The 10980-nt window shown below is 72.9% G+C and carries 12 protein-coding genes; all 12 read right to left on the bottom strand.

Annotation, left to right across the window (positions count from 1 at the left end):
• Nucleotides 1–373: 373 nt before the first annotated feature.
• The 12 genes from tsaD to AB0K28_RS03555 all read right to left on the bottom strand — a co-directional run bounded on the left by tsaD (nt 374) and on the right by AB0K28_RS03555 (nt 10902).
• Entirely contained in the window at nt 374–1405 is a 1032-nt protein-coding gene (tsaD, locus tag AB0K28_RS03610) for a tRNA (adenosine(37)-N6)-threonylcarbamoyltransferase complex transferase subunit TsaD (protein ID WP_364364620.1), read from the bottom strand.
• Nucleotides 1398–1829: a ribosomal protein S18-alanine N-acetyltransferase gene (rimI, locus tag AB0K28_RS03605; RefSeq protein ID WP_345409520.1), complete on the bottom strand. Its 432-nt coding sequence runs from the start codon at nt 1827–1829 to the stop codon at nt 1398–1400. Before rimI ends, tsaD begins: the two co-directional genes overlap by 8 nt.
• 11 nt (nt 1830–1840) lie before the next feature.
• On the bottom strand, nt 1841–2488 hold the full coding sequence (gene tsaB / locus AB0K28_RS03600) for a tRNA (adenosine(37)-N6)-threonylcarbamoyltransferase complex dimerization subunit type 1 TsaB (RefSeq protein WP_364364617.1): 648 nt from the start codon (nt 2486–2488) through the stop codon (nt 1841–1843).
• Nucleotides 2489–2515: 27 nt separating this feature from the next.
• Nucleotides 2516–3466, bottom strand: a complete 951-nt coding sequence (locus AB0K28_RS03595) for a phosphotransferase (RefSeq protein ID WP_364364614.1) — start codon at nt 3464–3466, stop codon at nt 2516–2518.
• A 5-nt stretch (nt 3467–3471) separates the two neighbouring features.
• Nucleotides 3472–4014, bottom strand: coding sequence for a class F sortase (locus tag AB0K28_RS03590; protein ID WP_364364611.1), 543 nt, complete (start codon nt 4012–4014; stop codon nt 3472–3474).
• 4 nt (nt 4015–4018) lie between these two features.
• Entirely contained in the window at nt 4019–4690 is a 672-nt protein-coding gene (locus AB0K28_RS03585; protein WP_364364608.1) for a hypothetical protein, read from the bottom strand.
• Nucleotides 4691–4858: 168 nt separating this feature from the next.
• Nucleotides 4859–5353 (bottom strand): tRNA (adenosine(37)-N6)-threonylcarbamoyltransferase complex ATPase subunit type 1 TsaE, encoded by a 495-nt coding sequence (tsaE, locus tag AB0K28_RS03580; RefSeq protein WP_345395739.1) that lies wholly within the window; start codon nt 5351–5353, stop codon nt 4859–4861.
• On the bottom strand, nt 5354–6430 hold the full coding sequence (locus tag AB0K28_RS03575) for an alpha/beta hydrolase (protein WP_364364605.1): 1077 nt from the start codon (nt 6428–6430) through the stop codon (nt 5354–5356).
• Between the two features lie 45 nt (nt 6431–6475).
• Complete coding sequence (alr, locus tag AB0K28_RS03570) at nt 6476–7597, bottom strand: alanine racemase (RefSeq protein ID WP_364365850.1); 1122 nt, start codon at nt 7595–7597, stop codon at nt 6476–6478.
• Nucleotides 7598–7665: 68 nt separating this feature from the next.
• Nucleotides 7666–9117 carry an NAD(P)H-hydrate dehydratase gene (locus tag AB0K28_RS03565; protein ID WP_364364602.1) on the bottom strand — a complete coding sequence of 484 codons (1452 nt, stop codon included), beginning with the start codon at nt 9115–9117 and terminating at the stop codon, nt 7666–7668.
• Nucleotides 9118–9126: 9 nt separating this feature from the next.
• Entirely contained in the window at nt 9127–9477 is a 351-nt protein-coding gene (locus AB0K28_RS03560) for a holo-ACP synthase (RefSeq protein WP_345395728.1), read from the bottom strand.
• Between the two features lie 18 nt (nt 9478–9495).
• The gene (locus AB0K28_RS03555) at nt 9496–10902 is read right to left on the bottom strand and encodes an alkaline phosphatase PhoX (protein ID WP_364364599.1); all 1407 of its coding nucleotides are present in this window, start codon (nt 10900–10902) and stop codon (nt 9496–9498) included.
• Nucleotides 10903–10980 lie beyond the last annotated feature (78 nt).

Genomic DNA, 10980 nt, shown 5'->3' with positions numbered 1-10980 from the left:
GATGCGGCGCGATGCGATGCGGCGCGATGCGATGCGGCGCGATGCGATGCGGCGCGATGCGATGCGGCGCGATGCGATGCGGCGCGGCGCGATGCGATGCGATGCGATGCGGCGCGGGTGGGCGGCGCAGGGGCGGCGCGGGTGGGCAGGCGACACGGACAGGAGCCTGCGGGGCTCAGCGACTCCCAGAGGGACCGCACCCCCCTTCCCCCACGACGCCCACCCAAGGCGGCGAGAGCGAGGCCAGCAGGCCTCAGGAGCGCGTCCGAGAGGCCGCTGGGCCCTCATTCCCTCCCCCGGCCGACGCCCGCGCACGACGGCGGGGTCGAGAGCTGCGGTGGGTCGGGCGCGCGTCCGAGGAGCCCCGAGCCCCTTAGACGTGGACGGTGGTGATCGGGAGCGAGGAGTCGGCGGGGATCTGGAGGGAGGACGGGGTGACGCCGGCGGCCACCAAGTCCGAGCCCAGGGCGGCGACCATGGCGCCGTTGTCGGTGCACAGACCAGGGCGGGGCACGCGCAGGCGTACGCCGGCCGCGTCGCAGCGCTCCTGGGCCAGGGCCCGCAGGCGGGAGTTGGCGGCGACGCCGCCGCCGATGAGCAGGTCGTGGACGTCGTACTTGCGGCAGGCCTGCAGCGCCTTGCGGGTGAGCACGTCGACCACCGCCTCCTGGAAGGACGCGGCCACGTCGGGCACGTGCACGGACTGCCCCGACGCCTCCCGGGCCTCGACCCACCGCGCCACGGCCGTCTTGAGCCCGGAGAAGGAGAAGTCGAGCGTGCCATCATCGATCTTGCCGCGCGGGAACGCGATGGCGGCCCCGGAGCCGTCGCGGGCAGCCTTGTCGATGTGGGGCCCGCCGGGGAAGGGCAGCCCCAGCACCCGCGCCACCTTGTCGAACGCCTCACCGGCGGCGTCGTCGACGGTGGAGCCGAGCGAGATGACGTCTTCGGCGACGTCGGGGACGAGCAGCAGCGAGGAGTGCCCGCCGGAGACGAGCAGCGCGATGCAGGGCTTGGGCAGCGGCCCGTGCTCCAGCTGGTCGACGGCGACGTGGGCGGCGAGGTGGTTGACGCCGTAGAGGGGCACGCCGAGGCCGAGCGCGTAGGACTTGGCGGCGGCGACCCCCACGAGCAGCGCACCGGCCAGGCCGGGGCCCGCGGTGACGGCGATGGCGTCGATGTCGGAGAACGTCAGCCCGGCCTGGGCCAGCGCGGCCTCCACGGTCGGCGTCATGGCCTCCAGGTGGGCGCGCGAGGCGACCTCGGGCACGACCCCGCCGAACCTGGCGTGCTCGTCCATGCTGGAGGCGACGGTGTTGGCGAGCAGCGTGTGGCCCCTGACGATGCCGATGCCGGTCTCGTCGCAGGACGTCTCGATGCCCAGGACCAGGGGTGCGTCAGTCATCCAGCCGTTTCCTCATCATGATCGCGTCGGTGCCGTCGTCGTAGTAGCGGCGGCGGGTGCCGATCTCCTCGAACCCGAAGCGCCGGTAGACGCTCTGGGCGCGCGGGTTGTCGGCGCGTACCTCAAGGAAGATCTCCCGCGCGCCTCTGCGGCGCGCCTCGGCGAGCAGCTCGGTCAGCATGGCGCTGCCGATGCCGTTGCGCTGGTGCTTCTCCAGCACCGCGATGGTCTGCACGTCGGCCTGGTCGGCCGCGGCGGCGAGCCCGGCGTAGGCGACGATCTCGTCGTCGACCAGCGCGACGACGTAGTGGCGGGTGCGCGGTATCTCGTCCAGCTCGCCGCGCATCATGCCCTCGCTCCACGCGTCGAGCGGGAAGGTGACCCGCTCGATCTCCATGACCGCCGGCAGGTCGGCCTCGGTCATCGGCCTGAGTCTCACGCCGTCACCTTCTTGGGGGCGCCCGGCACGACCGCGTCGGGCCTGCGCAGGTAGATCGGGCGTGGCGGGTCGAGCGCGACCCCCTTGGCCAGCCGCTCGGCGGCCAGGGCGGCGAGCGCGCCCGCGTAGGGGTAGGGGGGTGCTCCCGCGCCGTCGCCGAGCAGGTCGGGGTAGAGCTGGGCGCCCGCGCCGACCACCGGCAGCCCTTCGACGGGGACGTCGGCGGGCCGGTCGACGAAGGGACCGTCGAGGCGGGTGCGCAGATCGGTGTAGCGGGCCCAGAACACCTCTTTGCGCCGCGCGTCGGTGGCGGCGACGAAGGGCTCGGTGCGCCCGCTGGCGTAGGCGACGGCGTCGAGCGAGCAGACGCCGTACGCCGGCACGCCCAGGGTGGTCGCGAGGCCCTGCGCGGTCATCAGCCCCACCCGCAGACCGGTGTAGGGGCCGGGCCCGCTGCCCGCGACGACGGCCGTGACCTCGCGCAGCGTCACCCGCGCCGCGCCGAGCACCAGCTCGATGGCGGGCGCGAGCAGCTCACCGTGGCGGCGGGCGTCGATGGTGGTGTGTTCGGCGAGCACCCGCTCGCCGTCGTGGAGAGCCGCGGTGACGGCGGGCGTCGCGGTGTCAAAGGCCAGGACCAGCACGACTGTTTAGCCTACCCGCAGGCGGGGTCACTCCCAGCCGGTACGCCGCTTCAGCCATTCGAGTGCCACCAGGCCCTGCGCCCGCTGGAACGCCCTGAGCGTGGGCAGTCCAGGCGGGTCCGGCTGCCTGGACGAGCGGACGAAATAGCCGGTCATGGCGGCCACGACCCGGGTGACGTCGTCGCCGGGCAGCTCGGCCAGCTCGTGCGGTGCGGGCCCGCCCTGCATGCCGATGGACGGCAGCATCCCGACCAGGTCGAACCAGGACGCGGCGCGGGCGGCCCATGGCCAGTCGACGACGTAGACGCGGTCGTCGGTGAGCAGGATGTTGTCGGCCCGCAGGTCGGCGTGGGCGAGGGTGTCTCCGGCTGCCGCGGCGGCCCAGCCGGACTCCAGCTCGGCCAGCGCGCCGAGGTGCCGCACCGCCCAGGGGTCCAGCCCGGTGGTGTCCTCGCTCATGAGGTTGCGCCAGCCGTGGAACTGCTTGCCGAACACCTCCTCGATCGGCGGCGCGTCGATGGGCGACGGGGTGAGCGCGGCGGACATCTCCTCGACGGCGGCCAGCACCCGGTCCAGCTCGTCGCGCCGCCAGGGCATGGCGGGGTGGCGGCCTTCGACGTCCTCGAAGACGAGCACGACCCAGCCGTCGCGCTCGAACCCGGTGAGCAGCCGGGGCGCGGGCACGGACGCGGGCAGCGCGGCGGCGTTCACCAGCTCGGAGCGGTAGATGCGGACGGCGTCGGCGTTGGGCTCGGGGCCGACGGCCTTGACGAAGACGCGCCTGCCGCCGCGCGTGCGCAGGCGGACGGCTGCGGCCGGGGAGAAGCCGCCCGGCTGCGTGACGGCCTCGGCCACGGCGTCACCCAGGAAGTCCTCGATCGCGGCGCGCACCGCCGCGGGCACGTCGGACCAGGGCACGCGGGCACCGGTGGCGGGCGGGTTGGTCTGGGTGTCGGTGTCGGTGTCGGTGTCGGTCATGAGCCTCAGACCTGGGACGCGTAGACGATGATGTTGTCGACGTATTCGCCCTTGGCGTAGTCGAACTTGCCACCGCACGTTACCAGTTTGAGGCCGTCTTCCAGGTACACCTTTTTCGCCGGGAAGCTGTCCTTGTGCACCTGTTCGATCGCGTCCACCTTGTAGCGCACGACCTTGCCGTCACTGCGCTCGACCTTCACGGTCTCGCCCTTGCGTAACTCCCTGAGCTTGTAGAACACGGCGGGCGCCGTCTTGGTGTCGACGTGCCCGATGATCACGGAGGCGCCCTTCTCGCCGGGCACGGAGCTGCCGGTGTACCAGCCGGCCGTCTTCGGCTTCTCGTACGGCGGCAGTTCGACCTCGCCGTTCTCCAGCAGCTTGAGCTTCATCAGCGGCGCCTCGACGTCGATCGACGGGATGTCGATCGTCTTGGGCACGACGGAGGCTTGCGCGGGGGTGGTGGTGCCGGTCTCCATGCTCTTGCCGAACGCGACCAGCAGCAGGCCGGTCACGGCCCCTGCGAGCACCACCCGTCCTGGACGGGCCATGACCTTATGCCCTGGTGCGCCGCTTGATCGCGTAACCGATGCCGCCGGCCAGCGCCAGGGCGATGAGCACGCCCGCGGGGCCGAGCGGGATCGACGACTCCTCGGAGGCGTCCTGCGCGTACGTGCCGCCGCCGCCCGCCCGTGGCGCCCTGGTGGGCAGCGTGGTGGTCTCGGTGGGGTCGGGCTCGGCCGCGACGACGCGCAGCGTGGCGCGGCCCATGTCGTTGGTGCCCTCGCACTTGACGTCGACCCGGTAGTTGCCGCGCCGGATCGTTCCCGAGACCTGCGCCTCGCCGCGCACCCATGGCGAGGGAGAGGCGGGAGTCGCGGTGGGGGACGTCGTGGACGCCGGCACGGGGCTGAGCGGGACGCCGTTGATGAACGCCTTGGACGTGGCCGTGCCGGTGTGGGCGGGGCCGCCGGTCGGCACCGGACAGTTGGCCAGCACCCACACCCGGGACGTCTCGCCCGCGGTGACCCGGTCGGGGTTGACCTGGACGTTGATGTTCTGCCTTGTGGTGGTCACGCGGGGGCTGGCGGTGGTGGTGCCTGTGGGGCTCGCGCTGGCGGTTGGGGTGGGTGTGGGTGTCGGATCGGTGTCGGCCGAGGCCGAGCAGCCGGTCAGGCCGACCATGGCGATGGCTCCCGCGTACGCGACTCGTCTGACCCTGAGCACCGGCCGCACCCCACTTTGCCGTCTTGCTACCCAGCATCCACCAGAACGATGGATGTCGCCCCTCCTGATACCCAGAAATTCTGGGCGAATCACTGACCAACGATCATGTTTCAGATAGCCGGCCCGGTACGTCAAGGGTGCCAGTCTTACCGGATAGTGACCTGCGTTTTAGTCTTGTGGCGGTTCAGACGGCGTGTCGGCCCCGAAGTCGAGCCCGGAGCCGGGCCCGAGCCCGGCCCAGCGGGCGCCCACGCCGCGCAGGGTGACGACGCGGGCCTCGTCGCCGGCCTCGCGGTCGATGTGGATCTCCAGCCGGTCGTCGGCCAGCCCTTCGACCAGCCCCTCGCCCCACTCGACGACGGTGACGGACTCCTCCAGCGAGGCGTCGAGGTCGAGGTCGTCGACTTCCAGGTCACCACCCAGCCGGTACGCGTCGACGTGCACCAGCGGCGGCCCCTGCCGCAGCGACGGATGCACCCTGGCGATCACGAACGTCGGCGAGGTGATGGGCCCGCGTACTTTGAGTCCCTCGGCGAGGCCCTGCACGAGCGTGGTCTTGCCGGCGCCGAGCGGGCCCGACAGCACGACGAGGTCGCCGGCGCGCAGCCGGGCGGCCAGGCGGGCGCCGAAGGCCCGCATCTCCTCGGTGGTCGCGACGCGCACTTACAGCTCCACTCTCTTCAGCAGGTCGCGCAGCGCGTCGTTGACGACGCCCGGACGCTCGAGCTGGATCAGGTGCGAGGTGTCGGGCACCTCGGTCAGCTGCGCCTTGGGCAGGGCGGCGGCGATGGCCTTGCTGTGGTCGGGCGGGGTCAGCCAGTCGCGGTCGCCCACCAGGATCGCGGTGGGCACCGGGTCGAGCACGTGCAGCGCGGAGAGCTTGTCGTGGTTCATCAGCGCCGGGTAGAAGTCGGCGACCACCTCGGTCGGGGTGGCCCTGATCATCGACTCGGCGAAGTCGACGACGGTCGGGCTGACGTTCTTCGAGTCGCCGAAGCCGACGTAACGGGTGAGGAGGAAGGCGATGTCGCTGCCCGCGTTGCGGGTCCTGTCGATGAGCGAACCGCGCTTGCCCAGCATCGACACCGTGGTGGGGGCGACCTTGTGGACGACCTTCGACAGCATCGCGGGCAGGCCCAGCGTCAGCTCGGCCAGCTTGCCCGCCGAGGTCGCGATGAGGGCCACCGCCCGGATCTTGTCGCCGAACAGGTGGGGGTGACGGTCGGCCAGCGCCATGATCGTCATGCCGCCCATGGAGTGGCCCACCAGCACGCACGGGCCGGGCACGTGAGCGGCGATGACCTCGGCGAGGTCGTCGCCGAGCCGGTCGATCGTGCTGTCCTCGGCGCCCGCTCGCTGGGAGCGGCCGTGGGAGCGCTGGTCCCACAGGACCACGCGGTAGTTGTCACGCAGGTCTTTGCGCTGGTAGTGCCACGACTCCATGCTGAGGCAGTAGCCGTGGCAGAAGACGACGGTCAGCGGCGGCTCGTCGTCGGCCGACGGGTTCTTCCGCTCCGGGCCATCGATCTCGACGTGCAGCGCCTTGCCGTCGGAGGTGATGAGCGTGTGCTCGGTGCCGCGCAGCTCGCCGAACGGCTCGCTGGCCTCGGTGTCGGGGCGCAGCCTGATGCGGCCGACCGCGTACCGCTTGGCCAGCGCCGCCGCCGCGACGCCTGCTGAGGCCGCGCCGACGAGCGCGCCGGCGATCCCTACCCGGCGCCGTCTTGCCGTCGTCGTCATGTGCCCGATCCTTCTCCACTCATGGCCGACGCGATGTGCCCTTCGTCACTGGTGGTAGATCCTGGGCACCCGCGCTCCGATCCTCGTCACGATCTCATGTGTGATCGTGCCGAGGGTATCGGCCCACTCCTGAGCGGTCGGCTCGCCCCCGTCGCCGGGGCCGAACAGCACGACCTCGTCGCCCGCGGAGATCGGGTCGTCACCCATGTCGATCATGAACTGGTCCATGCACACCCGGCCCGCGACGAGCCGGCGGCGCCCGCCCGCCAGCACCTCGGCCCGCCCGGTCGCGTGGCGCAGCACGCCGTCGGCGTAGCCGAGCGGCACCAGGGCGAGCGTGGTCTCGCACGAAGTGGTGTAGAGGTGGCCGTAGGACACGCCCGAGCCCTCGACGACCCGCTTGACCAGGCCGACCCTGGCCACCAGCGTCATGGCGGGCCGCAGGCCGAAGTCGCCCAGCTCGGGGACGGGGCTCAGGCCGTACATCGCGATGCCGGTCCTGACCATGTCGAAGCGGGCCTCGGGCAGCGTGACGACGGCGGCGGAGTTGGAGATGTGCCTGATCACCTCAGAGCCCGCAGCGCCGGCCTGCTCGGCCAGCTTCAGAGCCGTCTCGTACGTCTCAAGCTGCCGCGCGACCGACGGATGCCCGGGGATGTCGGCGCAGGCGAAGTGGGACCAGATGCCGACGATCTCGATGGCGCCCTCGGCCTTGAGCTCAAGCGCCTTGGCCAGCAGGTCGGGCCAGGCGGCCTGCGGCGCCCCGCCCCTGCTCATGCCGGTGTCGGCTTCGAGGTGGAGCTTCGCTGCGCGGCCCGTGGCGCGGGCGGCGGCGGCGATCTCGTCGAGCAGGGCGGGATGCGAGGCCGACAGCTCGACATCGGCGGCCAGCGCCTCGGCGATCGGCTCGCCGGGGGTGATCAGCCAGGCCAGGATCGGCGCGCTCACCCCGCCGGCGCGCAGGTCGAGCGCCTCCTGGATGAACGCGGTGCCGAGCCGGCTCGCCCCCGCCCCCAGCACGGCCTCGGACGTGGGCAGCAGGCCGTGGCCGTAGGCGTCGGCCTTGACCGCGCCCATCAGCTGCGCGCCACCGGCCCGCTCTTTCAGCAGGGCCACGTTGTGGCGAATGGCGCCCAGGTCGACCCGTGCCTCGGCGGGGGTGGTCATCGGGTGGTCCATCTCTCCAGTCTGGCAGCTCGGGCTCATGGCCGGGCACGCTTCGCCCGGCCTGGACGTCACGAAATGGCGCTGGTCACGGCCCGGATGGCCCGGGGAAGCGCGGTCGCCACGTCGCCCGCGGCCAGCGGCGCGCCCTCGGCGGCCAGCCGCCCGGCCACGCCGTGCAGGTAGGCGCCGCAGGACGCGGCGTCGTAGCAGCTCAGGCCCTGGGCGAGCAGCGCGCCCGCGAGGCCGGCCAGCACGTCGCCGGTGCCGCCGGTGGCCAGCCACGACGTGCCGGTGGGGTTGACCCGCACCGGGCGGGCGTCCTCGGCCACCACCGTGGTCGAGCCCTTGAGCAGCACGGTGACGCCCAGCTCCGCCGCCGCCCTGCGGGCGTGTTCGAGGCGGGCCGCCTCGATCGCGTCGCGGTCGGCGCGCAGCAGCCTGGCCAGCTCGCCGGCGTGCGGCGTGATGAGGACGGGCGCGTTGCGCCACAGCAGCGAGCGGTCCCTGGCGACCAGCGTCAGCGCGTCGGCGTCGACCAGCACGGGCACGTCGGAGGCGAGCACCTCGGCGGCCAGCTCGTGCGCCCAGTCGTCGGTGCCGAGCCCCGGGCCGAGCACCCACGCCTGCACCCGGCCCACGCGGGTGATGGAGGGCTCGTCGAGCTCCGTCACCACGGACTCCGGCCAGTGGGAGCGCACCTGGGCGACGGGGGCGGGGCGGCCGGCGTACCTGACCATGCCGGCGCCGCCCCGCAGCGCACCGCCGACGGCGAGCACGGCCGCGCCGGTGAACAGGTCACCGCCCGCCGCGACGCCCAGCACGCCTCTGCGGTATTTGTCCGACTCGTTGCCCGGCCGCGGCAGCAGCACGTCGAGGTCGGCGTCGGTGAGCGCGGCCACGTCGGGGTCGGGCAGGTAGGGCCCGAGCCCGATGTCCACCAGCTCGACCCGCCCGGTGTGCGCGGCGCCCGGATCGACCAGCAGCCCCGTCTTGTACGCCCCCATGGTCACGGTCACCCGCGCCCGCACCGCGGCGCCCTCGACCCGCCCGGTGGAGGCGTCGACCCCGCTCGGCACGTCGACCGCCACGACCTGCCCGCGCGCGGCGGCGGCCTGCTGGGCCAGCTCCGCGTACGGCTCGCGCAGCGCCCCCGACACCCCGATGCCGACCAGCCCGTCGATGATCAGATCGGCCTCGTCGATGGCGGACCGATCGACGACCCGCCCACCGGCGTCGAGCAGCGCCCGCAGCCCCGCCTCGTGCGTCTTCGAGCCGGCCGCCACGACGCCCACCCTGGCGCCGCGCCTGGCCAGCCGCTGCCCCGCGTAGAGCGCGTCGCCGCCGTTGTCGCCGCTGCCGGTGAGCAGCACCACGCGGCTGCCGTAGACGCGGCCCAGAAGATCGGCGCAGACGGCGGCCAGCCCGGCCGCGGCCCGCTGCATCAGCGTGCCGTCGGGCAGCCGGGCCATGAGCGCCTGCTCGGCCTGCCTGATCTGGTCGGCTGTGTAGGCGGTCTTCATGATCTGACGCTATCCCTCCGCGATCACGTAGGCCACGGCCACCCCCGCGTCGTGGCTGAGCGAAAGGTGCCAGCGTTTGACGCCCAGCCCGTACGCGGCCTCGGCCACCTTGCCGTAGACCCGCAGCTCCGGTTTGCCCAGCTCGTCGCAGCGCACCTCGGCCTCCAGATGACCGAGCCCCTTGGGCGCGCCGAGCGCCTTGGCGACGGCCTCCTTGGCGGCGAACCTGGCGGCCAGCGAGTGGACCGGCAGCGGCTGCTCGACCTCGGTGAACAGCCGGTCCTTGAGCTGCGGAGTGCGCTGCAGCGCGGCCTCGAAGCGGGCGATGTCAACGACGTCGACGCCGATACCCAGGATCATCGTCCCAGCGTATGGGCTTCAGAACGGGCCGCGCTCCCACGGCCCCCAGATGGCCAGGGACATGCCCTGTCTTGCCTGCACGTTGACGTAGAGGGTGTGGCCGCCCGGCCCGAACGTGGAGCCGGCGAACTCGGCGCCCGGGTCGCCGTCGACGGGCTCCAGGCGGCAGAAGTCGAAGATCTCCCCCGCCTTGCTGAGCCCGCGCAGGTAGTTGGCGCCGTCGCCGTCCTCGCAGAGCACGAGCGTGCCGCGGCGGCTGACGGTGACGTTGTCGGGCACGTCGAGCGCCGAGGCGCGGGGCGACTCGTAGACGAGCTTGAGCCTGCCGCTCCACGTCTCGTAGCCCCACACCTGGCCGCGCCCGTCGCCGAAGCCGTCGGGCGCCTCGTCGCCGGGCGCGGTGGCCCCGCCCTGGGTGGAGACGAAGTAGACCGTGCCCTGGTGCTGCACGGCGCCCTCCAGCCGGGAGAAGATCGCCGCGCCCGCCTCCCTGCCCTGCTTGCCCACGGCCTGGACGGCCTCGTCGTTGGACGGCCTGCCGCGGAAGTCGGGGTCGGGGTCGTCGATGTCGACCCACGTGGTCTCGTACGTGACGCCGCGCTTCTGCCCCACCGACAGGTCCTTGCGCTTGGCGCCCTTGACGGCGAGCATCTGCAGCCGGCCGCCGTCGAGCAGCCGCCCGGCCAGCACCGGGTGCTTGGGCGGCAGGTAGCGGTAGAAGCCGGAGGGGAAGCCGAAGTTGTCCTCGGTGAGGTAGAGGGCGCCGGAGGAGGGGTCGAAGGCGACGGACTCGTGGGCGAAGCGGCCGGCCGCGCGGATCGGCCTGGCGCTCGCGGCGCGGCCGACCGGCACCTCGAAGAGGTAACCGTGCTTGCGGGTGAGCTTGGAGTTGTCGCCGCCGGAGAAGTCGTCACCGACGTCGGGGCCGTTGACGGTCTCCTCGCAGGTCACCCAGGCGCGCCAGGCCATGGGGCCGCCCGAGCAGTTCATCATGGTGCCGGAGAGCGAGGGCGCGCTCTCGATCACCTCGCCGTGGCGGGTGACGCGCAGCGTGGAGGTGCCGCCGCCGGCCATCGGGTCGTAGGCCCGCTTCTTGTCGCCGAACGCGCCGACCGGGCCGTTGACCTCGTGGTTGCGGATGAGGATCGTGCTGCCCTTGGGCCCTGCGAAGGCGGCCATGCCGTCGTGGCGGCCGGGGACGGTCGAGCCGTCGCCGAACTTGCTGCCGGCCACGCTGAACGAGCGGTAGCGGAAGCCGTCGGGCAGGTGCAGGCGCACCTCGCCGTCACGCAGGTCGCGTACGGGACGCAGCGGCCCGTACGCGCGCACCGGCTTGGCCTGGCCTTGATGGCTCACGCACGCGACGCCCGCGAAGGGCCCGGCGATGCCGGCGGCCACGGTGGAGATGAAGCGGCGACGGTCCATGGCAACCTCCGTGAGGCACAGTACCCGCTCGCGGCAGCCGAACTCCTTCGCTTTCCCCGAACTGAGTCTCGGTAATCC

Source organism: Nonomuraea sp. NPDC049504 (genome assembly GCF_040676845.1).
GTDB classification, from domain to species: Bacteria; Actinomycetota; Actinomycetes; order Streptosporangiales; family Streptosporangiaceae; genus Nonomuraea; species Nonomuraea salmonea.
Note: the sequence above shows the minus strand (reverse complement) of the source record. Positions and strands in the feature narration are given on the sequence as shown.

Excerpts from the sequence above, each read along its gene's own strand:
- tsaD (WP_364364620.1), bottom strand. The coding sequence starts at position 1,405 with ATGACTGACGCACCCCTGGTCCTGGGCATCGAGACGTCCTGCGACGAG.
- rimI (WP_345409520.1), bottom strand. The coding sequence starts at position 1,829 with ATGACCGAGGCCGACCTGCCGGCGGTCATGGAGATCGAGCGGGTCACC.
- AB0K28_RS03595 (WP_364364614.1), bottom strand. The coding sequence starts at position 3,466 with ATGACCGACACCGACACCGACACCGACACCCAGACCAACCCGCCCGCC.
- AB0K28_RS03590 (WP_364364611.1), bottom strand. The coding sequence starts at position 4,014 with ATGGCCCGTCCAGGACGGGTGGTGCTCGCAGGGGCCGTGACCGGCCTG.
- AB0K28_RS03575 (WP_364364605.1), bottom strand. The coding sequence starts at position 6,430 with ATGACGACGACGGCAAGACGGCGCCGGGTAGGGATCGCCGGCGCGCTC.
- alr (WP_364365850.1), bottom strand. The coding sequence starts at position 7,597 with ATGACCACCCCCGCCGAGGCACGGGTCGACCTGGGCGCCATTCGCCAC.
- AB0K28_RS03565 (WP_364364602.1), bottom strand. The coding sequence starts at position 9,117 with ATGAAGACCGCCTACACAGCCGACCAGATCAGGCAGGCCGAGCAGGCG.
- AB0K28_RS03560 (WP_345395728.1), bottom strand. The coding sequence starts at position 9,477 with ATGATCCTGGGTATCGGCGTCGACGTCGTTGACATCGCCCGCTTCGAG.
- AB0K28_RS03555 (WP_364364599.1), bottom strand. The coding sequence starts at position 10,902 with ATGGACCGTCGCCGCTTCATCTCCACCGTGGCCGCCGGCATCGCCGGG.